This is a genomic window from Roseovarius nitratireducens (genome assembly GCF_002925845.1).
GTDB classification, from domain to species: Bacteria; Pseudomonadota; Alphaproteobacteria; order Rhodobacterales; family Rhodobacteraceae; genus Roseovarius; species Roseovarius nitratireducens.
The window spans coordinates 19,772-44,994 of sequence record NZ_PDNI01000030.1; the positions used below are offsets into that span (position 1 = coordinate 19,772).

At 62.2% G+C, this 25,223-nt stretch carries 25 protein-coding genes and 1 pseudogene; 13 read left to right on the forward strand and 13 right to left on the reverse strand.

Going from position 1 to position 25,223, the window contains the following annotated elements; translation table 11 throughout:
- Positions 1–850: 850 nt before the first annotated feature.
- Positions 851–1,399 (reverse strand): DUF6512 family protein, encoded by a 549-nt coding sequence (locus tag CRJ03_RS05795; RefSeq protein ID WP_104017960.1) that lies wholly within the window; start codon positions 1,397–1,399, stop codon positions 851–853.
- Positions 1,400–1,574: 175 nt separating this feature from the next.
- On the opposite strand from CRJ03_RS05795, the gene CRJ03_RS05800 reads away from it, so the two are divergent.
- Positions 1,575–1,976, forward strand: a complete 402-nt coding sequence (locus CRJ03_RS05800; RefSeq protein WP_104017961.1) for a helix-turn-helix domain-containing protein — start codon at positions 1,575–1,577, stop codon at positions 1,974–1,976.
- Positions 1,977–2,036: 60 nt separating this feature from the next.
- Here CRJ03_RS05800 and CRJ03_RS05805 read toward each other — a convergent pair whose 3' ends face one another.
- Entirely contained in the window at positions 2,037–2,726 is a 690-nt protein-coding gene (locus tag CRJ03_RS05805; protein WP_104018000.1) for a winged helix-turn-helix transcriptional regulator, read from the reverse strand.
- 222 nt (positions 2,727–2,948) lie between these two features.
- Between CRJ03_RS05805 and CRJ03_RS05810 the strand changes: the two genes are divergently transcribed.
- The 5 genes and pseudogenes from CRJ03_RS05810 to CRJ03_RS20425 all read left to right on the forward strand — a co-directional run bounded on the left by CRJ03_RS05810 (position 2,949) and on the right by CRJ03_RS20425 (position 7,297).
- The gene (locus CRJ03_RS05810) at positions 2,949–4,394 is read left to right on the forward strand and encodes an FAD-binding oxidoreductase (RefSeq protein WP_104018001.1); all 1,446 of its coding nucleotides are present in this window, start codon (positions 2,949–2,951) and stop codon (positions 4,392–4,394) included.
- Between the two features lie 17 nt (positions 4,395–4,411).
- Positions 4,412–4,747 (forward strand): annotated as a pseudogene (locus tag CRJ03_RS05815) (Mu transposase domain-containing protein); the annotation flags it as partial.
- A 327-nt stretch (positions 4,748–5,074) separates the two neighbouring features.
- Entirely contained in the window at positions 5,075–5,362 is a 288-nt protein-coding gene (locus tag CRJ03_RS05820) for a co-chaperone GroES (protein ID WP_104017962.1), read from the forward strand.
- Between the two features lie 42 nt (positions 5,363–5,404).
- A complete protein-coding gene (gene groL, locus CRJ03_RS05825; RefSeq protein WP_104017963.1) occupies positions 5,405–7,051 on the forward strand; it encodes a chaperonin GroEL in 1,647 nt (548 codons plus the stop codon).
- A 111-nt stretch (positions 7,052–7,162) separates the two neighbouring features.
- On the forward strand, positions 7,163–7,297 hold the full coding sequence (locus CRJ03_RS20425) for a hypothetical protein (protein ID WP_276308222.1): 135 nt from the start codon (positions 7,163–7,165) through the stop codon (positions 7,295–7,297).
- A gap of 80 nt (positions 7,298–7,377) precedes the next feature.
- Here the strand turns inward: CRJ03_RS20425 and tnpA are convergent, their stop codons facing one another.
- Positions 7,378–7,791: an IS66-like element accessory protein TnpA gene (tnpA, locus tag CRJ03_RS05830; RefSeq protein ID WP_104017964.1), complete on the reverse strand. Its 414-nt coding sequence runs from the start codon at positions 7,789–7,791 to the stop codon at positions 7,378–7,380.
- A 175-nt stretch (positions 7,792–7,966) separates the two neighbouring features.
- Between tnpA and CRJ03_RS05835 the strand changes: the two genes are divergently transcribed.
- Positions 7,967–8,569, forward strand: coding sequence for a M23 family metallopeptidase (locus CRJ03_RS05835; RefSeq protein WP_165375256.1), 603 nt, complete (start codon positions 7,967–7,969; stop codon positions 8,567–8,569).
- A gap of 218 nt (positions 8,570–8,787) precedes the next feature.
- Here CRJ03_RS05835 and CRJ03_RS05840 read toward each other — a convergent pair whose 3' ends face one another.
- The 6 genes from CRJ03_RS05840 to CRJ03_RS05865 form a co-directional block, all read right to left on the reverse strand.
- Positions 8,788–9,798: a medium chain dehydrogenase/reductase family protein gene (locus CRJ03_RS05840; RefSeq protein ID WP_104017966.1), complete on the reverse strand. Its 1,011-nt coding sequence runs from the start codon at positions 9,796–9,798 to the stop codon at positions 8,788–8,790.
- Between the two features lie 20 nt (positions 9,799–9,818).
- Positions 9,819–10,772 carry an alpha/beta fold hydrolase gene (locus tag CRJ03_RS05845; protein ID WP_104017967.1) on the reverse strand — a complete coding sequence of 318 codons (954 nt, stop codon included), beginning with the start codon at positions 10,770–10,772 and terminating at the stop codon, positions 9,819–9,821.
- Positions 10,769–11,941 (reverse strand): serine hydrolase domain-containing protein, encoded by a 1,173-nt coding sequence (locus tag CRJ03_RS05850; RefSeq protein WP_104018002.1) that lies wholly within the window; start codon positions 11,939–11,941, stop codon positions 10,769–10,771. Before CRJ03_RS05850 ends, CRJ03_RS05845 begins: the two co-directional genes overlap by 4 nt.
- A 5-nt stretch (positions 11,942–11,946) precedes the next feature.
- On the reverse strand, positions 11,947–12,801 hold the full coding sequence (locus CRJ03_RS05855) for a CPBP family intramembrane glutamic endopeptidase (protein ID WP_104017968.1): 855 nt from the start codon (positions 12,799–12,801) through the stop codon (positions 11,947–11,949).
- A 321-nt stretch (positions 12,802–13,122) separates the two neighbouring features.
- Positions 13,123–13,521: a DUF2177 family protein gene (locus CRJ03_RS05860; RefSeq protein WP_104017969.1), complete on the reverse strand. Its 399-nt coding sequence runs from the start codon at positions 13,519–13,521 to the stop codon at positions 13,123–13,125.
- Positions 13,522–13,870: 349 nt separating this feature from the next.
- Entirely contained in the window at positions 13,871–14,968 is a 1,098-nt protein-coding gene (locus tag CRJ03_RS05865) for a pirin family protein (RefSeq protein ID WP_206018316.1), read from the reverse strand.
- Between CRJ03_RS05865 and CRJ03_RS05870 the strand changes: the two genes are divergently transcribed.
- The 4 genes from CRJ03_RS05870 to nhaA all read left to right on the forward strand — a co-directional run bounded on the left by CRJ03_RS05870 (position 14,925) and on the right by nhaA (position 18,950).
- Positions 14,925–15,824: a LysR family transcriptional regulator gene (locus CRJ03_RS05870; protein WP_104017971.1), complete on the forward strand. Its 900-nt coding sequence runs from the start codon at positions 14,925–14,927 to the stop codon at positions 15,822–15,824. The genes CRJ03_RS05865 and CRJ03_RS05870 overlap by 44 nt on opposite strands.
- A gap of 207 nt (positions 15,825–16,031) precedes the next feature.
- A complete protein-coding gene (gene ycaC / locus CRJ03_RS05875) occupies positions 16,032–16,640 on the forward strand; it encodes an isochorismate family cysteine hydrolase YcaC (RefSeq protein WP_104017972.1) in 609 nt (202 codons plus the stop codon).
- A gap of 25 nt (positions 16,641–16,665) precedes the next feature.
- A complete protein-coding gene (locus tag CRJ03_RS19640) occupies positions 16,666–17,436 on the forward strand; it encodes a hypothetical protein (protein ID WP_165375257.1) in 771 nt (256 codons plus the stop codon).
- Positions 17,437–17,612: 176 nt separating this feature from the next.
- On the forward strand, positions 17,613–18,950 hold the full coding sequence (nhaA, locus tag CRJ03_RS05885; RefSeq protein WP_104018003.1) for a Na+/H+ antiporter NhaA: 1,338 nt from the start codon (positions 17,613–17,615) through the stop codon (positions 18,948–18,950).
- Positions 18,951–19,154: 204 nt separating this feature from the next.
- Here nhaA and parE read toward each other — a convergent pair whose 3' ends face one another.
- Positions 19,155–21,110: a DNA topoisomerase IV subunit B gene (gene parE / locus CRJ03_RS05890; RefSeq protein ID WP_104017974.1), complete on the reverse strand. Its 1,956-nt coding sequence runs from the start codon at positions 21,108–21,110 to the stop codon at positions 19,155–19,157.
- On the opposite strand from parE, the gene CRJ03_RS19650 reads away from it, so the two are divergent.
- Positions 21,109–21,330 carry a hypothetical protein gene (locus CRJ03_RS19650; RefSeq protein WP_129590252.1) on the forward strand — a complete coding sequence of 74 codons (222 nt, stop codon included), beginning with the start codon at positions 21,109–21,111 and terminating at the stop codon, positions 21,328–21,330. The two genes, parE and CRJ03_RS19650, sit on opposite strands and share 2 nt — an antisense overlap.
- A gap of 166 nt (positions 21,331–21,496) precedes the next feature.
- Complete coding sequence (locus CRJ03_RS05895) at positions 21,497–21,982, forward strand: flavodoxin family protein (protein WP_104017975.1); 486 nt, start codon at positions 21,497–21,499, stop codon at positions 21,980–21,982.
- Positions 21,983–22,429: 447 nt separating this feature from the next.
- On the opposite strand, the gene pgeF is transcribed toward CRJ03_RS05895, so the two are convergent.
- The 3 genes from pgeF to lgt are packed head-to-tail and all read right to left on the reverse strand — an operon-like array spanning position 22,430 to position 25,142.
- Positions 22,430–23,185 (reverse strand): peptidoglycan editing factor PgeF, encoded by a 756-nt coding sequence (pgeF, locus tag CRJ03_RS05900; RefSeq protein WP_104017976.1) that lies wholly within the window; start codon positions 23,183–23,185, stop codon positions 22,430–22,432.
- Positions 23,182–24,246 (reverse strand): class I SAM-dependent methyltransferase, encoded by a 1,065-nt coding sequence (locus CRJ03_RS05905; RefSeq protein ID WP_104018004.1) that lies wholly within the window; start codon positions 24,244–24,246, stop codon positions 23,182–23,184. The genes pgeF and CRJ03_RS05905 overlap by 4 nt, the downstream gene beginning before the upstream one ends.
- Positions 24,243–25,142 carry a prolipoprotein diacylglyceryl transferase gene (lgt, locus tag CRJ03_RS05910; RefSeq protein WP_104017977.1) on the reverse strand — a complete coding sequence of 300 codons (900 nt, stop codon included), beginning with the start codon at positions 25,140–25,142 and terminating at the stop codon, positions 24,243–24,245. The genes CRJ03_RS05905 and lgt overlap by 4 nt, the downstream gene beginning before the upstream one ends.
- Positions 25,143–25,223 lie beyond the last annotated feature (81 nt).

Here is a 25,223-nt window from a genome sequence, read left to right on the forward strand (position 1 = left end):
TTCGCGGCGGATTACACAGATGTGAAGAAGCGTGCTCAGGCTTCGGGAGGTCCGGGGCGGTGTGCGGCGGACGAGAATGGATGGGCGCGAACCCGGTCCTCCCTTAGCCGTCCTTCTCCACATGGACCTCTCTCGGACATCATTGCGGTCACGGGCACGAACACGGCCCGGCCCGGTCTTGTCGCTCGCTCTCGCTGTCGCTTGTTTCTCTGCTCGTTGCCAGTCTATCTTCGGTATGTGCAGGGCATGTCGCTGTGCCTGGCTGTGTGCGTCACCTGATGCTGTCCGCGTTCTTTTCGCTGTCGGTGTTCATCTGGGTTGCTTGCGCGCATCAGGTGAGCTTCTGGGCGTCTTTTTCCTGCGGGGTGATATGCCGTTGTTTGCCCCCGTCTGTTCAAGCGTTACAGGTAAAAAAGGGTCTTTGGAGGGGTCACGCAAATCTAAGTGCCTGATTTTACGGAATCTGGATGTTTACATAGGGAAACATGGGCGTCTGAAAAATCGGCTGATGTAAACATTGTCACCGGCTCACAGCACGATCCAGATTCGATATGAGCAAATGCGCAGTCGTGCCATATGGGAGCTTGGGATCGGGGATGATGATGGCACCAGATCGCATCCCCATGGCCCAATCTCGATTTCCCTAGGACTTCGTATGCGCGCCGGGATCCGGCGGGCTGTGTGTTCCTAAAAAGCGAGCCATTCCTATCCCCGGCGGACACGTGGCCCGTCCCTTGGCATGCTAAAAGTATTCGATCTCACCGGCAGCCACGGGCCATGGATCGTCGATCTGCTCAAGGAAGGCAGACTGACCGTAAATTCAGGTGGCATACTTGGCGCGACGTATGCCTCAGGGCGCGGGAATGCCGCGCAATCCGCTGCTTGCCTCGATGAAGAGCCAGTGATCCGGCGGAAGGAAGGTGAAGAGGCTGTAGGCGAGTATCTGCAGGCCCAGAAGCCCGAGACCCGCACGCAGGACGATTCCACGTAGAAACGCACCCTGGGCCAGCAAAGCGGCGGACAGGGTTTGTCCGATCAGGATAGCAGCAACGAATGTGCCGATATCGAGCGCAAGGACGTTGTGGCCGAGGATCGTGACATAGGCGGTAAAGACCACGACGATCAGGACCGCCGTGATGAGCAATCCAGGCCCCTTCACCGCCAGCACGTCGCGGCGGCGCAGCCCGGCCGGGAGCGGTGCGGTGGCGGCCCAGAACAGCCCTGGCCAGAAGGCGAGTTTCAGGTGCTCCCAGATCGACTCGTTGACCGCAGCGATCAGCGCAAGCGGCGGCCATCCCCCGGCAAACTCGAACAGGAAGTGCAACGCCGAGCCGACCACGACCATGAACACGGCGCCGCCAAGCTCGAAGAGGAAGATGCTGCGAGTACTGCTGCTCATACCCTGATGTCTATCGCACTTCCCGCTCCTCGCGTAGCCAATGATCGCATCGGTCTGAGAAATATGCGGTATCAATGGCTTTCAGGTTTTCTCATCCCGCCACGCATCCCCAAGCATCTGTTTTCTATAATGAAAGCAAGCAGCGTGTGCTGCGACACAGATGAGAGAAGCAGAGATGACCAAGAAACCGTATCAGGACACCGTGCTGGCCCAGTATCTGGAACGCCGCATTCTGGAGCTGAAGCCGCGCAAGACGCAGTCCAAGATTGCCGCGCAGGCGGGCTTTGTGAACCCGAACATGATCACGATGATCAAGCAGGGAAAGTCCAAGGCGGCGCTCGATCGCGTCCCGGCACTTGCGCGTGCCCTGGAGGTGGACCTGGCTTACCTGATGCGCCTCGCCCTGGAGCAGGCGGTCGGGAGGACGGCGGCAGCGGCGATTGTCGAGATATTCGGCACGCCGGTCACCGCGAACGAGCTGGGCTGGATCGAGGCGATCCGCGCGGCCTCGGGCAACAGCGATCCGCGTCTGACCAGCCGCGCACAGGCGTCGGTCAACTTGATCTTCGGGAAGTGAGAGAGATGGAGCAGGTGGAGGATATCACCTCTGTCAAACCTGCTGAAAACCTTTAGGCCGCTATGAAGCAAATTTACGCTGCATGGCAAAGGGGCTTAGGCCCAACCATTTTTGCATGGTTTCGGCTACGTCACGGCGGCCATCAAGCTCGAACTTGCCGGACGAGGCCGCAACTGTCGTCAGTCCCATCCAAACTGATGTCATCGTCCGGAGGTCTGTGGAGATGAACAGGTCAACATCAAAGCCGGGATCGGTCAGGCAAAGGTCGGTCTTTCCAGAGGGCTCGACCACCAGCCACCAGTCTCCTTGAGACTTTGGGAGGTCGTGGAAATGCAACTGCAGAACTACACGTTCGTCTGGTAGCGGGCTCGGGTCAATATTACGCCGCATGTCCCACATCAGCAGCGACACGTCCAGATTCTCGAGTGATGGGTTAGTTTCAACCCATTTCTGCCCCCACAGACCGAACGCCTCGACCACCGGGAACAGGTCGCGCCCGGCCTGGGTGAGCACATAATCGACATTTTGCGACCCGGCGACGGGACGGCGCTCGACAATGCCAGCGGCCTCAAGCTCCCGCAGCCGCTGTGCAAGCAGTGTCCGGGACATTTTCGGAACACCGCGCCGCAGGTCATTGAATCGTGTCGATCCGGCGACGAGCTCTCGTATGAGCACCATCGTCCACCTTGTGCAAAGTATCTCTGCCGCCATAGCGACCGGGCAGAACTGGCGGTAGCTGGCATTGGTCATGCACATGTCCCTGATTATATTGCTCTCGCGCATGATAGCGCCCAAGAGCCCTACGCATCCAGTCCATTTTCTGAACTGCCCTGGTCCAGTCTGAACACTAGATGCGACAGAAGAGAATCAGCATCCTGATCCATAGGACCCGGCACACCACCGAACGTCCACAAGCTTACAAATGTCGGCAGGCAATTTCGCCGTGCCGTCAGTAATGACATGGAGGATAACATGGGATCCGTGATTGAACTCAAACGTCTGAATGGCCGCACAAAGACGATCGAATCGGAAACGCGCGAATTGCTTGACAGTGCGCTGCGAGGATACACCGCCACCCGGGGTGAAGACGGCTTTGAAGAGGCCCGCACCATTTGGAACGGAATGATCGACAGGAGTCCGGGCCTTGTCGTCAGAGCCCTCGGCACCAGCGACATCTGCGCGGCCGTCAACTTTGCCCGCGACAATGGCATCCTGATGTCGGTGCGCGCCGGCGGTCACCAGATCGCGGGACTTGCCGTGGAAGACGGCGCGATGATGCTGGACCTATCGCTGATGCGCTCGGTCCATGTCGATCCGGTTGCTCAAACCGCCCGAGTGGAGGCCGGCGCCCTGCTGGCCGACGTAGACCGTGAAACGCAGCTTCACGGACTGGCTCTTCCGGTCGGTGTGAATTCCACCACCGGAATTGCCGGCCTGACGCTCGGTGGCGGTTTCGGCTGGATCACGCGAAAATACGGGATGACGATCGACAACCTCGTCTCCGCCGATGTTGTCACTGCCGACGGAAGCGTCGTCCGTGCAAGTGAGGCTGAGCACCCGGATCTCTTTTGGGCGATCCGGGGCGGCGGGGGTAACTTCGGAGTCGTTTCATCATTCGAGTTCCGCCTCCATCCGGTGGGACCGGAGGTGCTGTCGGGTCTCATTGTTCATCCGATCGCCGAGGCCCCTGCCTTGCTCAAGGAATTCCGCGCGATCTGTGATGCAGCCCCCGATGAACTCACGGTCTGGTCGGTCATACGCAAGGCCCCGCCTCTGCCGTTTCTACCCGAGGAATGGCACGGCGAGAAGGTGCTGATCTTTGCTGCCTGCTATTCCGGCGACATGAAAGAGGGCGAGGCCGCAATGGCTGGGCTTCGCGAACTCGGCTCGCCAATCGTTGACGTGATTGGCCCGCATCCCTTCGTCGGCTGGCAGGCCGCGTTCGACCCGCTGCTGACGCCTGGAGAACGCAACTACTGGAAAAGCCGCGACTTCATCGAACTGACAGATCGCACCATTGACGCGATCCTCAAATCGATCGATGCCTTGCCCGATCCGCAGTGCGAAGTCTTCATCGCGCATGTGGGGGGTGCGATGGCACGCGTTGCCAGTGATGCGACAGCTTTCCCGCAGCGCGCGGCACATTTCACAATGAATGTGCACACGCGGTGGAGCGAGGCACCCAATGACAAGGCCTGCATCGGATGGGCGCGTGATCTGTTCGACAAGACTGCGGCAGACTCAGCCCCCAGCGTCTATGTCAACTTCATGCCCGACGACGAGGAAGGCCGTCTTGGCGACGCTTACGGCGGAAACCTTGAAAGGCTCCGCAAGATAAAAGCGAACTACGACCCGGAGAACTTGTTTCGGCTGAATCATAACATCATGCCTGAAAAAGCCGCTCAGGCTGCGCAATAGTGCCAAGGGACGGAGCCGCGTCCGGCTCCGTCCACCGTCCTAAGAAGGGCGACTATGGCCATCAGGATGTCTGGGTTCGCGGCTATGTCGATCAGGTCGTGATCGGCTGCCGGGGAGACGTGATCGCCCGGCATCCGCGGTGCTACGCACGCGAAGATGTCGTCTTCGACCCGATCCACTACCTTCCCTTGATCGAACGCAAGATCAATGCCCTGGATCAGGCTGCGCATTTGGCGGAGTGGGATCTGCCCGAACAGTTCCAGACCCTGCGCCGCCTCATGGAGGCACACATGCTGAAGATGGGTCGGCGTGAGTATGTGCAGGTCCTGCGTCTGCTGGAGACATTCGGCCTCGATGAGGCGGGCTTCCAGATCGTCGTGCCTTCGCGCTTCGGCTATCCGCGCAACGCCCTTCCCGAGGGATCAGTCCGTCGCGGACCTCAAGAATTCGATCATCGTTGGCGGAAACTCGGTTCGGCACTTGTGAATTCGAGCTTCGAGGGTGTGCGGGAGCACCTATGGCCATTATTTGATCGGAAGCAGAGAGATATTTTGCTCAGGCCATTGTCGAATCCCTGGTGACGCATCATCTCCATATTGTTGGCGCTCCGGTATGGCGAGCGCCAAAGCGCTTCCGGACATCGCCATGCTCCCCTGGAAATCCGAATAAGGAGCGTTTCCGTGCCGTTCACACCCCTTCATGACCAAGTTCTCGTCCGCCGCATCGAAGGCGATGAGAAAACCGGTGGTGGTCTCATCATTCCAGAGACCGCAAAGGAAAAGCCACAGGAAGGCGATGTCATTTCCGTCGGCGCCGGGGAAAGGACTGAAAATGGCGATCTTATCGGCATGCAGGTCAAGTCCGGCGACAGGATCCTGTTCGGCAAGTGGTCCGGCTCCGAGATCCGTCTCGACGGCGAGGATCTCCTGATCATGAAGGAGAGCGACATTCTCGGCATCATGGCCTGAGCCCGACGCCTACGCCGAACCCCCATTTCAGGAGCAACCGAAATGTCTTCCAAGGATGTCAGATTCAGCACCGACGCACGCAACCGCATGCTGAAAGGTGTGGATACACTCGCCAAAGCGGTCCGGATCACCCTCGGCCCCAAGGGACGCAATGTCATTCTCGACCGGCCTTACGGCGCGCCGCGCATCACCAAGGACGGAGTGACCGTCGCCCGCGAAATCGAACTTTCCGACCACTTCGAGAACATGGGCGCGCAGATGGTGAAGGAAGTCGCCAGCCGCACCAATGACGAAGCCGGTGACGGGACCACGACCGCCACGGTTCTGGCACATGCGCTCGTCAAGGAAGGCATGAAGGCGGTTGCCGCCGGCATGAACCCGATGGACCTCAAGCGTGGCATCGACAAGGCCGTCGATGCCGTCGTCGCCGAGATCCGCGCGATGTCACGCCCCGTGGGCGACAGTGACGAGATCGCCAAGGTCGGCTCCATCTCTGCCAATGGCGAGACCGCGATCGGTCGGCAGATCGCCGATGCGATGGCAAGGGTCGGCAACGAGGGCGTCATCACCGTCGAGGAGGCCAAGGGCCTCGAGACCGAGACCGAGGTGGTCGAGGGCATGCAGTTCGACCGTGGTTATCTCAGTCCCTATTTCATCACTAACGTGCAGAAGATGAGTGTGGAACTCGAGGATTGCGTCGTCCTGCTGCACGAAAGGAAGCTGTCATCGCTGCAACAGATGGTGCCCCTGCTAGAGGCGGTTATTCAGGCCGACAAGCCGCTTCTGATCATTGCCGAGGACATCGAGGGCGAAGCGCTGGCCGCCTTGGTGGTCAACAAGCTGCGCGGCGGTCTGAAAGTCGCGGCAGTCAAGGCCCCGGGTTTCGGCGATCGCCGCAAGGCGATGCTTGAGGACCTGGCCATCCTGACGGGCGGACAGGTGATCTCCCCCGATCTCGGCATCAAGCTGGAGACGGTCACCATGGACATGCTCGGGTCTGCGCGAAAAGTGACGATCACCAAGGATGACACAACTGTCATCGATGGTGCGGGCGACAAGGATGCGATCGCGTCGCGTGTCACCCAGATACGCGCCCAGATCGAAGACACGACCTCGGACTACGACAAGGAGAAGCTGCAGGAACGGCTTGCAAAGCTGTCCGGCGGCATCGCCGTGATAAAGGTCGGGGGTGCCACGGAGACCGAGGTAAAAGAGCGCAAGGACCGGGTCGATGATGCGCTGAACGCCACCCGTGCGGCGGTTCAGGAGGGTATCGTGCCGGGTGGTGGCGTGGCCCTTGTGCAAGGCGGCAAGGTCCTGGCCGATCTCAAGGGTGCGAATGCCGACGAGACTGCCGGCATCAGGATCGTCGCTCGCGCGGTCCAGGCACCGCTGCGCCAGATCGCCGAGAATGCCGGTGTCGACGGATCGGTCGTTGTCGGCAAGGTCTCTGAGAACACGAGCCCCGGCTTCGGCTTCGACGCACAGACGGAAACCTACGGCGACATGCTGAAGGCCGGTATCATCGATCCGAGCAAAGTCGTGCGCGTCGCGTTGGGGAACGCGGCCTCGATTGCGGGACTGCTGATCACGACCGAAGCGATGATCGCCGAGAAAGCGCAACAATCCAAAGCAGGCCGCGGCATGTCCGACATGGAAGACATGGGCGGCATGGGTGGCATGATGTAGACGAATGACACACCGGTCCGGAAGGTCGGCATTCGCGCCGTCAACCGGGTCAACCGAAGAGCTGTAAGTTGATCGAAATGACTGAAAACCATCCATCCAAGGAGATACGAAATGTCAAAGGGCGACAAGCAACGCGGCAACCGGGAAGCCAAGAAACCGAAGAAGGCCAAGGAAAAGATCCTGGCAACAGCGGATTCCATCAAGGGCAAGGCACCGCTCAATATCGGTGAGACCAAAAAGAAGTAGCCGTTCCAACGCTTCAAGGCGCGCGATGATCCGCCCACCCCGCCCGCGATCCACACGCGCACCCCCCACCGGGAAGGCAATCATCGGCCCTCCAGCACCGGAATGAGCGGCACCAATTCCTCCGGGTCCACCGACGAAGGGACAAGAAGCCGCCGCCCATTCCTCAGCACGTTCTCGAGCCGGGCGTCACGGGGGGTGTGCGGCGCTACCGGCGCAGCCGCAGGCATGAGCGTGGACGCCTTCGGCGGGAGCGTCAGCGGGATGAACGTGGGCGATGTCTCGTCACCAAGTTCACCGCTCCGATATTGCCGCCGCCATATCGTCAGCAGGGAGTGCGACACGCCATGCCGCCGAGCCGTCGCTGTCACCTGGCGATGCCCCAGGAAGCTCTCCTTAACAATCCGGATCTTGTCCGCATCGCTCCAGTGCCGCCGGTAAGGCACGTCCGCGGCAGACAGAACTTCGATCTCGGGTCTGAACGTATGGTCGGCCATAAGGTCGGACTTGTCACCAACGCCGAAATCCCGTCAGACGGCCTCCGCCGGAGGGATACCCTAATGCGGTCACCCTTACTGAATTGATCTGTGTCATCGCATTAGGGCTACCCAGACCGCTAGGGAGACGGGATGGTTTGGCACACGCGCGCTGATGGGGCGCAGTGAACCGCCGGTGGAGGTCATCGACATCGAAAACCCCTTTGGCCCGGGTCGCTATCTCGTCGGGAACGGCGGGTCCAATGCTGTGGTGAATGCACATGTGAAGACGCTGGATGCCAGCATTGAACGTTTCCGGCCCTGGCGTGGCCAATCCTACGCGGTGGATTTCTTCGGACTGGGGCCTTTCGGCCTGCGCGCGAAGGGGTGGCGGCCGACTGAGCCTTCGGCCTATGCAATCCTCGGTGCTGCCCTGCATGCGCCCTGTGCGGGCGAAGTGGTCGCGGCGGAGGGGGGAATGCCGGATTTCCTGGTGCCGGAGCAAGATCAGGTCAATCGTCTTGGCAATCATGTCATTCTTCGCTGTGACGATGTCGAAATCGTCTTCGCGCACTTGCAGAAGGGAAGCGTGAGAGTTTCGTCGGGTGACTCCGTTGCCACCGGGGATCGGCTGGGCGAGATTGGAAACTCCGGTGCCTCGACCGAGCCGCACCTACATATCCATGCGCAACGCCCCGCACCGGCAGGTGCGCCGCCGATCTCCGGAGAGCCGCTCGCGCTTCGAATCGACGGGCGCTTTCTTGTGCGAGGTGACCGATTGACTGGACATAACTGGTAAAGCAGGCGTGAACCATTGGCACCCTGACCACTGGCCTCTTCTGCCGCGCACGGACGATGGGAAGCGTGAGCGACAGTATCGGCGGCTGGCTGGCAGATCGCGGCAGTCTTCAGGCATGCCCTGGTGGCGCTGATTGTTGCCTGGGGCGGCAACAGCTCAAGCTGCTTTCCTTTGTCCTGGCCGCTGGGGCGCGCCCGTAGCCTTTCAACGGGTCTTGGTCATGGGTCCGACACCCTCAGGATCAGTTTGCCCGCCACCGCTCCAGCTTCGATACGTTTATGCGCATCGCGCACCTGCTCCAAGGGGACCACCTCCGCGACAACTGGGGCTATCCTGCCTTCTGCAAGCATCGAAAAAAGATTTGCGAGATCCTCGCGGAACCATTCGGGGTGTTTCCGTCGCATCGCGCCGATGGAATAGAAGGCGGTGGCGTGACCGTTTGGCAGCCAGTCCCACAGCTTGAGCTTCACGAAATCCAGGGGGATCGACCCGCCGCGCCCCAGCACCTCGTTCTGGAAACCGAAGGCGACAAGCTTCCCGCCCGGCTTCAGCGCATGGAGCGAACGCGACAGACTCTCGCCACCGAGAGGGTCGAAGACAGCATCGACACCGTCACCCACTGCCTCTTCAAGCACCGCTTCCGGCGCATCCGCCTCGATCGGCGTGGCCCCAAGGCCACGGATCAGGTCGTGCTTTGCTGTGATATCGGTGCCGAGCGCGGTGATCCCCGCATCCCGCGCCAGCTGCAGCATCGCCGTGCCGACCGCTCCGCCCGCCCCGTGGATCAGAAGGCTTTGCCCCCTCTGCATCTTGGCCACACGGTGCAGCATCTGGAAGGGCGTCACTGCGGACAGGATCATGCCTAGGGCGTCGACCTCTGAGACGCCTTCGGGCACGGATGTCAAACTGTCCTCGGGCAGGCAAACATACTCGGAATAGGCGCCGATGGTGGTCAGGTCCGCGACCCGGTCTCCAGGACGAAACCGGGTCGCCTCGGGACCTGTTGCATCCACCACACCGACAAGGTCGTAGCCGGGGGTGAAGGGCGGCTTGTCCTTCACGTCCGGATACAGGCCCTTGCAGATCATCAGGTCGGTAAACGCAGCACTTGTCACCAGGACGCGGATGCGCACATCGGACCCTTCTGGTTCGGGGAGCGCGTCGACGGTCTGGACTTCCAGCTGTTCCGGTCCGCCGAACTCTGTTAGCATAATCCTTTTCCAACTCATTTGATTACCTCCATTTCTTGTCAGTGACTCCTTGCGAAATCAGCGATCTCGCGGGCGACGTCGGTGTCATGTCCCAGCCAGATATGTCCGCCTTCCGGCCAGACCCTCAGTGTCGCATTCGGTATGCGATCGGCCAGGTGCCGCGCGGTCTCGGCGGTTCGGAAGAGATCGTCTTCGCAGGACATGATCAGGGTCGGCACCGTAATATCCTGGTAGGCAGTCAGGGAGGGTGTCCCAGCCCAGACGCCATCTGTTCGCAACCCGTCCGTCTTGCGGCTGATGGGCAGAAGCCCATCGAGGATCAGGCTTGCGCGCCGCTGTTCCTCCGGTGAGACGCGCGAAAGGAGAGCAGGGTCCGTTGCAAGCAAAGTTCGGATCATCCGGCCGGGTGCCAGGGTGGCAAGTGCCCAGAAGGCGAGGTTCGATCCAAGCACGGCATTGAGCGTTGTTCGCTGCAGGGCACTGAATTCCACCGGGTCCTTGCCGGTCAGGTTGGCCGCCGGCGCCAGCAGGACGAGATGCGAACACCTTTCGGGATGTCGCAGCGCGAACTCGGCGGCTGTCAGGGCACCGGCCGAACCACCGATGATGGGCAGGCGCTCTATTCCCAGGTGGTCGAGGAGTTCCACGAGGATGTCGGCCTGATGCCAAGGCGAAGCATCAAGGGGAAAGGCGCTGCGAAGGTAACCGAACCGCGAGGGCGAGACGATTCGAAAGCCTTTCTCGCGGAGCGCGTGGGCGAAGAGAAGGCCCTGGTCGAAACCGCCGCCGGTGCCGTGGATCATCATCGCCGGCGGTCCGCTGCCGGCCACGGCGTATTCAAACGCCCCGGCGGTTGTCTCGATCAGGCTGCTTTTCCGGACCAGCCTCGCATCCGCCGCCGCTATCGCGCTCCGGTAGGCGCCGGTCGCATAGGCGCCGCTTGCCAACACAAGGCCGCCCAGACCTGTCAGAACCGCGCGACGGGAGATCATTCCAGCCCCTCGATAGCCAGCCGTGCCAGCGCGGTCTCAAGCTCTGCGACGTGGTCGGAACCTCCATCAATCACGCCCGCGTCGCTGTTGATCTGGAAAGCCACCGTAACCCTGTGATCGGCGTAGTGGCGCAGGCTCGAGACATAGGCCGGAATCCAGCCGCCGTGACCGTAGACGGGACCGAGCGGTGTCTGAGCGGAGATCGCGACTCCGGCACCGTAGAGGATGTCAGGCGTAGCCGGCGACACCGGCACACCGTCGAGCAGCCTGTCGAGATACGGGGCCTTCATCGCCTGACCGGCGAATAGTGCATGCCCCCAGCGCGCGAGATCAGACGAGGTGGACACGAATCCGCCGCCAGTCCATTCTACGGTCGGGTCCCAGACGAGCCGACCGTCGGCTTCTGCCGTGCGCACCGGAAGACCGTAGGCGTTGTCGGGGATCGTGTAGCCCACCGCGAGGCCGGGAAGATGGGGCCGGTCAGCTGGGATCGTATCGCTCAGGTCAAGGGGGGTGAGGAACGTCTCACCGACGACATCGTAGTAGCGCCGTCCCGTCACTTCCTCGATCACGAGGCCGAGAAGGACATAACCCGTGTCGCTGTAAGCCCATGAGGTGCCCGCCTTGAACAGCGGCCTTCGTCCAGTCACGAAAGCGAGCAACTCTTCAGGGGTGATCGCTCGCACACCTGAGGCGATCTGCGCTGCGGCTGCCTTCTGGAACTCCACCAGATGCGTGTGATCCGGCAACCCGGACTGATGGTGCAGAAGGTGCTTGATCGTGATGGTCCTGACATTGGGCAAGTCAGCAAACCAGGCACGATCTCCGAGAAATTCGGCCAGAAGGTCACTCTGCGACAACAGTCCCTCGCTTTCGAGCGAAAGAATGGTCGCTGCCACGAAGGTCTTGCCGATGCTCGCGGCCAGCATCCGTGTCCCGGGCGTCATGGCCCGGTTCTCCTCGATATCCGCAAGGCCCGTCGCGGCGGTTGCGACGGTTCCGTCCGGCAGCACGATCGCGGCTGTCGCCCCGGGGAAACCGTGACGGTCGCGGAAGCCTTCAAGCGTGTCGGCGAGCCGGGTTGGCAGACTCGTCTTGCCATCCGCCAATGCCGGACCTGCAACCGCAAGCGACAGAACCGTAGCAAGCTTTGCCAGTGCAGCCCACATGGCGCTCACCCCGCCGCCTGCTGAGGGCCGCGCGACGGGACCGTGAGGATCTCCGTGACGGCACCGTCGCGGGTGAACATCGTCTTGCGATTCCACAAGACGACGACAACAGCGACACCGGCGAGGATCCACGTGTCCCAGGGCTGAGCGTCGGGCCAGAACGGGTTGATCAGTTGCCAGTGGAACAGCATCGGCCATAGCAAGTTGCCACCGGTGCGGTTGAAAACTGGTGTCACCAGAACAGCCAGCACCACGTTGCCAAGGAAGAAGGGCAGAAAATTCCAACCGCCGAAGACCGTTCCTGCAAGGTAGAAGGCGGGAAGATGCCAGAAACCCCAGGTGGCACCGATCAGCAAACCGGCCCGAATCGGGGCCATGTGGCGTTGAAGCAGCGGTTGCAAGACCCCGCGCCATCCGAATTCCTCAATGGGTCCGAGGAACAGCATCATGACCATCACGGCCAGCACCGGCCGCGCGCCTTCTGGCGGCAGCGGTGCCAGGATCGGGCCACCCTTGATCAGCGATCCCGCGACGAATACTAGCGGCAGACCGAGCAGGATGAACGCCGTCCAACCTGCCGTGCTGCGCCAGAGCAGAAGCCGCGCCAGGAAGCGCCGGAGCCCCGTAGTGCCACCATGCCAGAGAACCACGACGAACGCGGCAATCGCAGGTGCCCAAGTCGCAAGGAAGAACAGCGGATGCGCCCCACTGATCTTGCCGAACCACGCTGCGGCGCGCTCGGGCAGAGCGATGTAGAGCCCGATTACCCCCCACGTGATTAGGAACGTGATCGCAAGGAAAGGGCCTACTGAAAAGGAGGGGATACCCCGAGGCCGCGTGACAGCCGGGTATCCATGCATCGGACCTCTCCCTGTCGAACGAGCGTGTGAAGTTACACCTAGTCGTTAGGCAAATTTCCCGCTGTCTGCGATGATATAGGTCAACCTCGGAAGTCTAAGGGAAACTTGGGCTTCAAGAATTGATCACCTAGCGCCGACTGATAGACCAGTTCGGAGTAACCGCGTGCCTGCAAATCTGGCGTTGCGTTCTGGAGTTTGGGGTGATCGTGGGTCGACAGAATTGGCTGGCTCGATCCAATCTATTGCCCCATCCCTCTTTCACAGCCGTCTCTTGAACCTTTGTCCGAGCTGAAACCTCTCACAACGGCACTGGCTTTCCTCTCAGCCGATGGCTCGGGCAGCCATGACCCCGCCCCAGGCCGCCACCGCAGTGAGTGTTGCACCCCAGGCCATGTCGACGGCCACCATCAACGGGTGCCAGTCGCGCATCACCGTCCAGCTGGTCAGCTCGTAAGTGCCATAGGCGACAAAGCCCAGTATGGCGCCGTTGACAAACGCCGTTGCAGGCGTTCCGTCGCGCAGCGCCGGCCAACCCGCGAACCAGACGACGCCCCCCATATAGACGAGGTAGAAAAGTGCGGCCGGGAGGAGACGTATCCCCTCGCGAAGCGTCTCTGCCAAGTGCTGCGCGAAGATCGGCCTGATGACTTTCGATAGCATGACGGCGTCAGCGACAAGGAATATCAAGCCGGTGACTACCACGAGGGCGAGTAGGGACATGCGTTTCTCCTCTGCTCCCGTTGAGATAGCCTGGTGCGGCTGTTCATCTACGCATGGGGAGTCCAACGCCGCAGATTGTCTTGCCCGTGTATGGTCAGTTCGCTTTGAAATTGGTCGCAGCAACGTATTCTCATATGCTCGTTAAACTGTTCGCCAGGACTTCGCTTGCCCATCGGGATCCGCCGCGATGCGTCTTCCTAAAAGGCGAGCCATTTCTATCGCAGGTGCGCCAATTACGTTGCCCAAGCGGTGCCTCGCATACGTGATGGCTTTTGCTCTTGGCAAGTTGGCGCACCATGACCTCGCGAAAGGGGGCGGGGATGATCCCCGCCCGTGATATTGATGCCCTCTACAAGCTACCGAATGCACCCGCACGGAATTCGGCAATGGCGTGACGGATTTCGGCCTCGGTGTTCATCACGAACGGGCCATAAGCCGCTACGGGTTCGTTGATGGGCGCGCCCGAGAGCAGCAGCACTTTCGCCCCCGTCTCGGCCGCGACCGAAAACGTCCCCTCGCCCTCCAGGCGGGCGACGGCGGGGCCGGTGATTGGCGCTCCGTCGTTGATCGCGACCGCCCCGCTCAGCACTACCACGTTCACATCCTGCCCGTCGGGGGGGGCCAGGTCAGCCCGCTTGCCCGCATTGAGGCGCAGGTCCCAGACCTCCATCGGCGTGAATGTCCGCGCCGGGCCCACATGCCCATCGAAGGTGCCCGCGATCACCCGAAGACGCCCGGCACCTTCGTCCAGATCGACCGCCGGGATCTGCGCATCCGTGATCGCCTGATAGCCCGGCGGGGCCGATTTGTCCCTTGCTGGCAGGTTGACCCAGAGCTGCACCATCTCGAACGGGCCGCCGCGCGCGGTGAAGTCGTGGCTGTGGAACTCCTTGTGCAGGATGCCATCGCCTGCGGTCATCCACTGCACATCCCCTTCGCGGATCACGCCGCCCTTGCCGGTCGAGTCGCCGTGCTCGACCTCGCCCTGATAGACGATGGTGACGGTCTCGAACCCCTTGTGAGGGTGCACATCGACGCCCCTCGGCCGTGACGCCGGCTCGAAGTGATGCGGACCGGCATAGTCCAGCATCAGGAACGGATCGTGGCTGTTTTCGCCGCTCATGTGTGAAAACAGCGACCGCACCGGAAAACCGTCTCCGACCCAATGGCCCGACGCGGCAGTGCTCATGGAACTCACATGTCTCATTTCGGATTCTCCCACTCGTGCGGTCTTGCCGCGTTCGAGGGTCAACTGTGCACCGCTCCGGAGCCGATCAATGGTCTTGCCGTTCTGTTTTCGAGAACGCGGGCTTCTTCTGGCTGGCGTTCCCTTGAGATCACGACTTTGCCACGCGCCACGCTCGCAAATTGCGCCGGACCAATCCTTGCCGTAATCAATTGGAATGCGCTGGACGATCAACGAGATCGAGACCTTTCTCGCGGTCATCGACGCGGGCTCCATCTCGGGGGCCGCGATTCGCGCGGATGTCTCGAAATCCGTGATCAGCAAGCGGATCAGCGACTTCGAGGCGGCGCTCGGAACGGCTCTATTCACACGCCATGCCGGGCGCATCACGCCGACGGATGCGGCACTGACACTTGCAGAGCGTCTGCGTCCAGCGCTGGCGCAGTTGGTTAACACGACTGAGGCCGCCGCGTCCGGTGGCATGGAACTGCGCGGCCGCCTGAGCGTATCGGCACCCATGAGCTTCGGCATCCATCACCTCGGCCCGATCATCGCCGGTTTCGCGCGGGCACATCCCGGTCTGGAGATGGTTCTCGACTATGACGACGCCATGATCGATCTCGCGCGCAAGGGACACGATGTCGGCATCCGGCTGGGAGAGATGTCCGACAGCACGCTCCTGTCGCGCAAGCTCTGCGAGGATCGGCGCGCCATCGTGGCCAGCCCCGATTACCTTGCGCGTCATGGTCCGCTGACCGAGCCGGGCCATCTGTCGGAGCATGCCACCATCAGCTATCTGAACCGGCGCATCGGCGATATCTGGCGGTTCGATCCGCCTGCCCGGCCTCCTACGCCTTCGCACCTCGTCACCAATAACGGGGAGGCCATGCGCGACATGGTCTGCGCCGGGCTCGGCATCGCGCTCCTGCCAATGTTCATCGTGCACCGCGATCTCGAAGAGGGCCGTCTGGTCCAGGTTCTGCCGGATCTGCGGCCGCATGCCCTGCCCATTCATGTCGTCTGGCCGCCGGTCAGGCCAATGCCGCGAAAGCTCCGCCTCTTCATCGACCACCTCGTGGAGCATCTTGGCGACACGCCCCCTTGGCTGCGATCCTAGGGCCGGTTTCCGTCCGCTGCCCTTCTCCGCCCGTTCTCGAATCGTGAACCCGACATTCGCACGGCGCCCGATGGCGGCGAACAGCACGCCCGGTATGCTGTGCGCGTTGCGCTTCGTTTCGTCCAGCCACATCCGGGCAGCCAAGCCGCGCAGCGCCAGAACGCTCCGAGGCCGCCATGCCGGCCGCCAGACCAGAAGGAAACGCGAATGTCATTTACTTACAAGCGCCTGAACAAGGACGACGCGGCGGTCCTGCTCGTCGATCATCAGGCCGGGCTGCTCTCCCTGGTCCGCGATATCGACCCGGACAAGTTCAAGAACAACGTTCTGGCCCTTGCCGACGCGGCCAGCTATTTCGGCCTGCCGACCATCCTGACGACGAGTTTCGAGGATGGGCCGAACGGCCCCATCGTGCCCGAGCTCAAGGAGACGTTCCCCGACGCTCCATTCATCGCGCGGCCCGGACAAATCAACGCTTGGGACAACGAAGACTTCGTGGCCACGGGGAAGAAGCAGTTGATCGTCGCCGGGGTGGTGACGGAGGTCTGCGTCGCCTTCCCCGTGCTCTCCGCCATCGAGGAGGGCTACGAGGTATTCGTGATCACCGACGCCTCGGGCACGTTCAACCCGATGACCCGGGACGCGGCCTGGGACCGGATGTCGGCAGCGGGCGCGCAGCTCATGACGTGGTTCGGCGCCGCATGCGAGCTGCACCGCGACTGGCGCAACGATATCGAAGGGCTGGGCGAGCTCTTCTCGAACCACATTCCCGACTACAGGAACCTGTTTTCCAGCTACCTTGTCAGGCGCAGCTGAACGCGATCAAGCTGTGTGGCATGTCTTGGACAATGGCAGTGATCATGGCGATCTGCTCATGGTCGCTCGCCATTCGTTGCGCGAGAACCTGTCATCTGGAAATCGGGTTCGGAAGGCATGTGCACCGTTCAGTATCTACGACATTGAGGATCCCGAGGATGTAAGTCACGCGCCCGTCTCAGTGGTATACGATGTGAGCATTTCGGCAGACAGTCTTTGGCTGCATAGTCATGGTATAGGAGGTTCCGGGAACACGACGTCGGTGGCACCAGAAGGCATCCCCGAATCACGATTTCGATTTTCCCAGGTGTACGGGCCTTCATTCGAAATTGGTGAGGTCGATGATCGCGCGACCAATAACGGTGATGGCGACGAGATGATATTCGGGGACGGCACGTTCACCTACATGGTGGAGACAGGTGAAGACGCGACCAACAGGGCGGAGTGGAACATCGACTGGGCTGCGACTGTGACTGAAGCTGGCGACGACAGCGTGGATGATTTCGAATTCAAGTTCTATGTGGATATTGACCCCACGATAGAAGAGGAGTTCATCGATCTCTCTGAGAGCGGGACAGAGTATTACGATGGAACGTTCGGAACTGTATTGGACTGGAACGAAACCGACTTGCAGAACTCATGGAACAACGGCTTTTTCGGTCCAGAGCTTTTTGATCCGGATACCGAAGGTCAGTACGCCGCTAAACTCGAAGCCTATGATGACGGGGAGCTGATCGCAGAGCAGACTATTTATGTCGAAACGATGGGCTTTACTCCGCCAGAAGACTTCATTTGATATCTCGCACCAACATCCCGGTGTTGGTAAGATAAAATAAGGTGCGTCGCCTTTTCGCAGGTGAGCTTGGTAACCACGCCGTACTCCGGTGAGCACTGGGTGGAACAGTGGACCATGTTCTACTGGGCGTGGGGGCTTAACGGTCCATCTCGGCCGTGATGAAGGTGAAACCTGAAATGGAAGATCAAGGCAGTTCGGATCTTCCACACGAAATTACCGATCGCATCACCAGGCCCTTTGCACGGTTGCTCAAGATTAAGGCCGCCACTGGTGGCCTGTTGTTCGTTGCAGCATTTGCTGCCCTGATCTTGTCTAACTCGCCGTGGTCCGTGCCTTTCCTCGCGTTCTGGGAGACACCGATCGGGCTCCACTTTGGTTCGGTGGATTTTACCCGTTCGCTACGGTTCTGGATCAACGACGGCTTGATGACGCTCTTCTTCTTTCTGGTGTCCCTGGAACTAAAGCGGGCGCTTATTCTGGGTGAGTTGCGGAGCCTGCGCCTGGCAGCACTTCCATTATTTGGAGCTCTTGGCGGCATGCTCGTTCCCGCAAGCCTCTATCTTGTGCTCATGCACGGCCAGCCTGGAAGCAATGGCTGGGGAACCGTGATGGCCACGGATACGGCGTTCGTCATAGGATGCCTCGCGCTGCTTGGCGGCCGTATTCCGCCGAGCCTCCGCCTGTTTCTCTTGTCTTTGGCCATCTTTGATGACGTGGGAGCGATCTTGGTTGTTGCCGTCATCGGCTATGAAAATTCCCTGAACTGGACGGCGCTTGCTTTTGCGTCTCTCGGCCTCGCCGCCGTCGTAGGGGCCAGAGGCTTGGGAATCAGAAGCGCCCCGATCTATTTCGTGCTTGGGGGGGTAATCTGGTTCTGCTTTGACGCATCGGGGATTCATCCGACGCTCGCTGGCGTTATTCTGGGCCTGATGACGTCGACGCACGGATGGGTCAGCGATCAACGACTGCGTTCTATTCTTGGACGTGTCCTGTCCTATCCGAAGGGCGACCATTGGAGTGGAGACACGACTGATCGCGACGACCTTAGGCGAGCGCGCATTGCGGCAACGGAAGCTCTCTCTCCCGAAGAACGGCTGGAGATAGCGCTTCACCCTTGGGTGGGTTTTGTTGTTATGCCGCTCTTCGCGCTGGCTAATGCCGGGGTCATGATTTCCGGTGCCGACCTCGTCCAGCCTGTCTCCGTGGCGATTATGGCAGGTCTTGTTATCGGCAAGCCGGGCGGCGTTCTAATCTTCAGTTGGGTCGCTGTGCGCCTTGGTCTCGCAATTCGGGCAACGAGTTTAAGTTGGCCCCTCCTGATCGCTGGCGCTCTCCTGACCGGCATCGGCTTCACCATGTCGCTGCTCATTGCCAGTCTGGTCTACGACCCGATAACGCTCAGTGCGGCCAAGCTCGGGATTTTCACCGGCTCCGTTTTTTCCACCGCAGCCGGGCTTTTGATGTTGCTCTGGCTGACGTCCGGGAAACGAACTGTTCGAGACACGGCACGTTAAACTCGAGGGCTGGGTCGATGGCTTTCACGGATCAGGTCGCGCGACCAGACAGGACAAGGGGCGGTGCTGTGAGTGGTCCGAGCCCGAACCTTCTACCGCCCTTGGCGAAAGTTTTCCGGCTTCGATCAGGGTGACAGGCTGCGGGCCTATTGGTTTCATCAGATGTGTGTAACGGGGGCGTTCGCCGAGCATAACTTCGCCCTTTCAAACGTCCAACTCCTCCACAAACCGCGCATTCTCAGAGATATACTGGAACCGCAGTTCCGGCTTCTTCCCCATCAGACGCTCCACGAGGTCGCTGGTCTGGCCCGGTTCGTCCTCGTCTATTGTGACGCGGATGAGCTTGCGGGTGGCCGGGTCCATCGTCGTTTCCTTCAAATCCTTGGCGTCCATCTCGCCCAGACCCTTGAAGCGCGAGACGTCGATCTTGCCCTTGCCGCCGAGACCCTTTTCCAGCCAGGCATCGCGCTCGGCCTCGTCGAGGCAGTAGACCCGTTTCGCCCCCTGCGTCAGCCGGTAGAGCGGCGGGCAGGCGAGGTAGAGATGCCCCGCATCGATCATCGGACGCATCTGGGTGAAGAAGAAGGTCATGAGAAGCGAGGCGATATGCGCACCGTCCACGTCGGCGTCGGTCATGATGATGATCTTGTCATAGCGCAGGTCGTCGAGGTTGAATTTCGTACCGAGCCCAGCGCCGAGCGCCTGGGTCAGGTCGTTGATTTCCTGATTGCTGCCGAGTTTCGAGCTTGCTGCGCCCAGCACGTTCAATATCTTTCCCCTGAGCGGCAGGAGCGCCTGTGTCTTGCGGTCGCGCCCCATCTTGGCCGAGCCACCCGCGCTGTCGCCCTCGACGATGAACAGTTCCGTGCCGTCGCGTGCATTCGACGTGCAATCCACGAGCTTGCCCGGCAGGCGCAGCTTCTTGGTCGCCGTCTTGCGCGCGGTCTCCTTCTCCTGTCGCCGGCGCAGCCGTTCCTCGGCCCTGAGCACGAGGAAATCGAGGATCGCGCCCGCGGATTTCGTATCGGCCGCCAGCCAGTTGTCGAAGTGGTCGCGCACCGCGCCCTCGATCATGCGCTGCGCGTCGACCGTGGCCAGCCGGTCCTTGGTCTGGCCGACGAATTCCGGCTCGCGGATGAAGCACGAGACCAGCGCGCAGCCCCCCGAGACCAGGTCCTCGCGGGTGATCTGCGCGGCCTTGCGGTTGTTCGCGAGTTCCCCGTAGGCCTTGATCCCCTTGAGGATCGCGGCCCAGAACCCGGCCTCGTGGGTGCCGCCCTCGGGCGTGGGAACGGTGTTGCAATAGGACTGGATGAAGCCGTCGCGCGCCGGCGTCCAGTTGATTGCCCATTCCACCTTGCCCGGCACGCCATACTTGTCGGCGAACTCCACCGTTCCGGCAAACGGGCGCTCGGCATAGGTGGTGGCGCCGGCCAACGTCTCGCCAAGGTAATCGGCGAGGCCACCGGGAAACTTGAAGGTCGCCTCCTGCGGCGTCTCGCCATCGGCGATGGCGGTCTTCCAGCGGATTTCCACGCCCGAGAAGAGATAGGCCTTGGAGCGTGCCATCTTGAAGAGCCGGGCGGGCTTCAGGCTGAGCGAGCCGAAAATCTCGGGATCGGGGTGAAAGGTGACGGAAGTGCCGCGCCGGTTCGGCGCTGCGCCCACCTTTTCCAGCGGTCCCTGCGGCAGCCCGCGCGAAAACTCCATGCGGTAAAGCTCGCGGTTGCGGGCGACTTCGACGCTGAGGTGATCGGAAAGGGCATTCACCACCGAGGAGCCGACGCCATGCAGCCCGCCCGAGGTCTGGTAGCTGTCGCCCGAAAACTTGCCGCCCGCGTTGAGCGTGCAGAAGATGATTTCCAGCGCGGTCTTGCTCGGGTCCTTGGGGTGGGGATCAATCGGGATGCCGCGCCCGTTGTCGCGCACGCTGACATGGCCGTTCTCGTGCAGTTCCACCTCGATCCAGGTGGCGTGCCCCGCCACCGCCTCGTCCATCGAGTTGTCGACGATCTCGGCCACCATGTGATGCAGCGCGCGATCATCCTTGCCGCCGATATACATGCCCGGGCGCAGGCGGACATGCTCCATATCCTCCAGAACCTGGATGGAAGAGGCGTCATAATCGGATTTCGGGGTGGGCGAGAGAAGATCGTTCATGCCGCTGCTCTTTGTTTTATGGGTTGGGCGGCAGTATGGCAGAGCGCGCGGGGCGGGGGAAGTGGCCGTGGATGGTGCCACAAGGAACCGGCCCGTGGTTCACCACGGGCCGTTGGCGCAATGCTTCGCCGCGGTTTTCCGCGACAAGCCCATCAGCGGCGTGCTCAACACCTGGTCCGAACTCAACACCCGCCATTCGCATTTCCGCGAGCGCGTCTAGGACGTGAAGCGCGGCGCGGCGCAAGGGCCAACTCACCTGCACCCTGCACATGGATGACGGCGATACCGACGCGGCGGGCGTAGCGGTATCGGCCGGGCCATCGCGAGGCTCCTGAGCAAGCCAATGCCGTGTGGTCAACGGCCTGCATCGCCGTTACGTTTCCGCCATGGCACAGCTTCTCATTGTCTATCACTCGCGCACCGGTGGCAGCCAGCAGATGGCAGAGGCGGCCTTTGATGCCGCCCGTGACGAGACGGAGACATCGCTCAAACCAGCCGATCAGGCCGGGCCGGATGACCTTCTGGCTGCCGATGGCTATCTCTTCTGCGCCCCGGAAAACCTGGCCGCTCTCTCCGGCGTGATGAAGGACTTCTTCGATCGCTGCTATTACCCGGTTCTGGGCCGGATCGAGGGGCGTGCCTATGCCCAGATGGTCTGCGCCGGGTCGGACGGGGAAAACGCCGCTCGCCAGACGGCCCGCATCGCGCAGGGCTGGCGGCTTCGCCCGGTTCAGGACCCGCTGATCATCTGCACGCACGCCCAGACCCCCGAGGCAATCCTTGCGCCCAAGACCATCCCGGAGAACGAGCTCGCACAATGCCGCGATATCGGTCAGGCGCTGGCCGCCGGTCTGGCAATGGGGATGTTTTGAGCGGGAATGGCGTTGACTGGAGACGCTGACCGCCTCTGGAAATCATCCCTGCTGTTTCTCGACAAAATGGGATCAGGCAGGGGGCGGCTGAATCGGTACGTCCTTGAAACCATGTAACTGTCAGATGTGAGCCAACTCTGAAGAACAGCCAAGCGCAACACGCAATCCCCCCTGCCCGTGCGCCACCAAAGGCGCGCGGGCAGGGTTCGAATCGATGTAGCCGACTATGCGTCGGACCGTTTCACCGCGTTGCCGCGCAAAAACGGGGCGTCCGCACACAGAGCACTAATGTGCCGACCACGTTCGCGAAAAGCGTCCGGGTTGGCAGCCTCGTTGACGCCAAGCGATCACACGATCAAGCTGTGGAACTTTAGAACTATACTAGCTCGACCTGCTGTCCGCGGAACCGGCAGCCGCTCAGTCTCTACCTTGGAAAAATCCGGGCGCTCACAGCCGGATCGCCGAAATGAGCCGCCCGTAATCTGCCTCGCCCGCGTGGGTGGCGCGGCGGTAGGAGTAGAAGCGATTTGGGTCGGCATAGGTGCAGTGGCGGGTCCATTCTGCGTGCCCTGCCCCGGCCCGGCGCAAGCGCCAGAGCCCGTAGCCCGGCAGGTCGAAGAGATAGCGGTCGCCTTCGCCATTGGCGAAGAAGCGCGCGCTCTCGGGATCGTCGGCCATGAAATCCTCGAGCAGGTCGGGGCCGACCTCGTAATTGCGCTGGCTGATCGACGGGCCGATGACCGCGGCGATGCGGCCCCGCTCCGCGCCCAGCGCCTCCATCGCGTCGAGCGTCGCCTCCAGCACGCCGTCGCGCGCCCCGCGCCAGCCCGCATGGGCGGCCCCGATCACGCCTGCCTCAGCGTCGGCGAACAGCACAGGCTGGCAATCCGCGGTCAGGACGGCGAGCGCGAGGCCGGGGGTGGCGGTGACGATGGCATCGGCGCGCGGACGCAGGCCGAGCGGGGCAGCGACGCTCACCACATCGGCGGAATGCACCTGGTGAACGGTCACGAGATGGTCCGGCGCGACCTGCATAGCGTCGGCCACGCGGGCGCGGTTGATGGTGACGATCTCGCTTTGGTCCGACGAGCCGGGGCCACAGTTGAGGCCCGAGAATATCCCCGAGGACGCCCCGCCCCGCCGGGTAAAGAACCCGTGATGCAGGGGGGCGAGTGCGTCGGCGGTGATGATCTCCAGTGTCATGGGTCCAGTCCGGGTGGCGGCGCCGCGCCGGGCGGCATGAGGCCCAGCACCTTGAAGAGCGTCCCCATTTCATCCGCGCCGGTCAAGCGGCGAAATGCGGCCATGTGGCTGTCGAGTGCCCCGCCCGAAAGCCCCTGCGCCAGCGCCTCGGCCCGCGCGCCGATGCCGAGCCGCGCGAGGAACGTGCCCTGCGGGCAGAGGCGGGAGTACGCGGCCGGGGTGGCGGCCAGCGCCAGCGCCTCGAAATCCACATGCGCGGTGAGGTCGGCCTCGCCGGGGGCGGCGAGAGGATCGGTGGGCGCATGGCCCGCCACCGCCTGAAACGTATCGCCCAGCGAGCGCCAGTCGCCGTAATCCACGATCAGCGCCGCGCCGCCCCTGTCCGCGACCCGCGCGCCGATCTCCGCGGCGATGACGGTGCCGGGCGCGCAGGTCTCGACGATATCGCCCTCGGACGTATCCCCGAGGCGATGATCGAGTTCCGGGCGCGGAGCCTCGGGCCCGAGGCCGAGCGAAAGGCCGTCTCCTTCCAGCCCGACCACCCTCTCGCGCCAGCCGGTGCCGGACCGCTGAAACTGCCGGATCGGCAGGGCGTCGAAGAATTCGTTGGCGACGAGATAGAGGGGCATGTCCGGCAGATCCTCAACCCTGTCGCACCAGGTCACATCGCCACGTCCGAGAGTCGCCGCCTGCGCCGTGCGCAGGGTCGGCGAGGTCTCGACAAGGTGCAGGCGCAGCGCATCGTGAAAGCCGGGCACGCCGCGCGTCGCGCGCAGCAGGTCGGCCATCAGCGTGCCGCGACCGGGGCCAAGCTCTGCCAGCACGAAGGGCGCGGGCGCGCCCTGGTCCAGCCAGCATTGCGCGAGGCAGAGGCCCACAAGTTCGCCGAACATCTGGCTGATTTCCGGCGCGGTGACGAAATCCCCGCTCGCACCGAACGGATCGCGACTGGCGTAATAGCCGTGCTCAGGATGCATCAGGCAGGCGGCCATGTATTCGCCTAGGCTCATCGGCCCGGTGGCCGCGATCTGCGTGGCAAGCTGCGCGGCAAGCGGCGTCATGTTGGTCGTGTCCGCCCGCGCCGCCGCGCCCAAAGCACCATGCCAAGCCCGAAGGCGATCATCGGAAGCGACAGCGCCTGCCCCATCGTCAGCCCGTAGCCATCCACATGAAAGGCCAGCCCCAGCGGATTGCCGGGCGAGACAAATTGCGCGTCCGGCTGGCGCACGAACTCGACGAGAAAGCGCGCGGCCCCGTAGCCCGCAAAGAACACACCCGTGAGCGTGCCGGGCAGGCGCAGCGCACCCCGGCGCCAGCCCAGCCACAGCAGCACCGCCCCGAGGATCAGCCCCTCGAGCGCCGCCTCGTAAAGTTGCGAGGGGTGGCGCGCACAAAGCCCCACGACGCCCGCGCAATCCTGCGCCGCCGCACCCGGAAATATCACGCCCCAGGGCAGGTCGGTGGCCCGCCCCCACAACTCGGCATTGATGAAATTCGCGATCCGGCCCAGCAGGAGGCCCACCGGCGTCACCATGCACAGCGCATCCGCCACCGACACCCAGTTGATGCCACGCGACCGCGAGAACAGCACCACCGCGAGAACGACACCCAATAGCCCGCCGTGAAACGCCATGCCCCCCTGCCAGACCTGCAGGATCTGGGCAGGGTTCGCGAGGTAATACCCCGGCTGATAGAACAGCACGTATCCAAGCCGCCCGCCCAGGATCACGCCCAGGATCACCCAGGTGAGCAGGTCCTCCACATCCTTTGGCTCCATCGGCGCGCGGTCACCGGGCCACAGCACCGGTCGGCGCGTCGATGCCACCACGATCCGCCAGCCGATGACGATGCCCGCGATATAGGCCAGCGCATACCAGCGCAGTGCAAATTCCATGCCGAAGAGCGTGATCGACACGATCTCGGGGCTGATATCGGGGAATGGTATCGCGGCCTGCATATGCGTCTCTGTGCCTCTCGCCCGCGGGGAAAGTCAACCTTGTGATCCGGGGTATGGGGGCCATATACACGGAGGAGTGAA

Bases quoted from the DNA above. Each gene is read 5' to 3' on its own strand.
- CRJ03_RS05795 (WP_104017960.1), bottom strand. From the start codon at position 1,399: ATGAGCAGCAGTACTCGCAGCATCTTCCTCTTCGAGCTTGGCGGCGCC.
- CRJ03_RS05800 (WP_104017961.1), top strand. From the start codon at position 1,575: ATGACCAAGAAACCGTATCAGGACACCGTGCTGGCCCAGTATCTGGAA.
- CRJ03_RS05805 (WP_104018000.1), bottom strand. From the start codon at position 2,726: ATGACCAATGCCAGCTACCGCCAGTTCTGCCCGGTCGCTATGGCGGCA.
- CRJ03_RS05810 (WP_104018001.1), top strand. From the start codon at position 2,949: ATGGGATCCGTGATTGAACTCAAACGTCTGAATGGCCGCACAAAGACG.
- groL (WP_104017963.1), top strand. From the start codon at position 5,405: ATGTCTTCCAAGGATGTCAGATTCAGCACCGACGCACGCAACCGCATG.
- CRJ03_RS20425 (WP_276308222.1), top strand. From the start codon at position 7,163: ATGTCAAAGGGCGACAAGCAACGCGGCAACCGGGAAGCCAAGAAACCG.
- tnpA (WP_104017964.1), bottom strand. From the start codon at position 7,791: ATGGCCGACCATACGTTCAGACCCGAGATCGAAGTTCTGTCTGCCGCG.
- CRJ03_RS05840 (WP_104017966.1), bottom strand. From the start codon at position 9,798: ATGAGTTGGAAAAGGATTATGCTAACAGAGTTCGGCGGACCGGAACAG.
- CRJ03_RS05845 (WP_104017967.1), bottom strand. From the start codon at position 10,772: ATGATCTCCCGTCGCGCGGTTCTGACAGGTCTGGGCGGCCTTGTGTTG.
- CRJ03_RS05850 (WP_104018002.1), bottom strand. From the start codon at position 11,941: ATGTGGGCTGCACTGGCAAAGCTTGCTACGGTTCTGTCGCTTGCGGTT.
- CRJ03_RS05855 (WP_104017968.1), bottom strand. From the start codon at position 12,801: ATGCATGGATACCCGGCTGTCACGCGGCCTCGGGGTATCCCCTCCTTT.
- CRJ03_RS05860 (WP_104017969.1), bottom strand. From the start codon at position 13,521: ATGTCCCTACTCGCCCTCGTGGTAGTCACCGGCTTGATATTCCTTGTC.
- CRJ03_RS05870 (WP_104017971.1), top strand. From the start codon at position 14,925: ATGCGCTGGACGATCAACGAGATCGAGACCTTTCTCGCGGTCATCGAC.
- CRJ03_RS05865 (WP_206018316.1), bottom strand. From the start codon at position 14,968: ATGACCGCGAGAAAGGTCTCGATCTCGTTGATCGTCCAGCGCATTCCA.
- ycaC (WP_104017972.1), top strand. From the start codon at position 16,032: ATGTCATTTACTTACAAGCGCCTGAACAAGGACGACGCGGCGGTCCTG.
- nhaA (WP_104018003.1), top strand. From the start codon at position 17,613: ATGGAAGATCAAGGCAGTTCGGATCTTCCACACGAAATTACCGATCGC.
- CRJ03_RS19650 (WP_129590252.1), top strand. From the start codon at position 21,109: ATGCCGCTGCTCTTTGTTTTATGGGTTGGGCGGCAGTATGGCAGAGCG.
- parE (WP_104017974.1), bottom strand. From the start codon at position 21,110: ATGAACGATCTTCTCTCGCCCACCCCGAAATCCGATTATGACGCCTCT.
- CRJ03_RS05895 (WP_104017975.1), top strand. From the start codon at position 21,497: ATGGCACAGCTTCTCATTGTCTATCACTCGCGCACCGGTGGCAGCCAG.
- pgeF (WP_104017976.1), bottom strand. From the start codon at position 23,185: ATGACACTGGAGATCATCACCGCCGACGCACTCGCCCCCCTGCATCAC.
- CRJ03_RS05905 (WP_104018004.1), bottom strand. From the start codon at position 24,246: ATGACGCCGCTTGCCGCGCAGCTTGCCACGCAGATCGCGGCCACCGGG.
- lgt (WP_104017977.1), bottom strand. From the start codon at position 25,142: ATGCAGGCCGCGATACCATTCCCCGATATCAGCCCCGAGATCGTGTCG.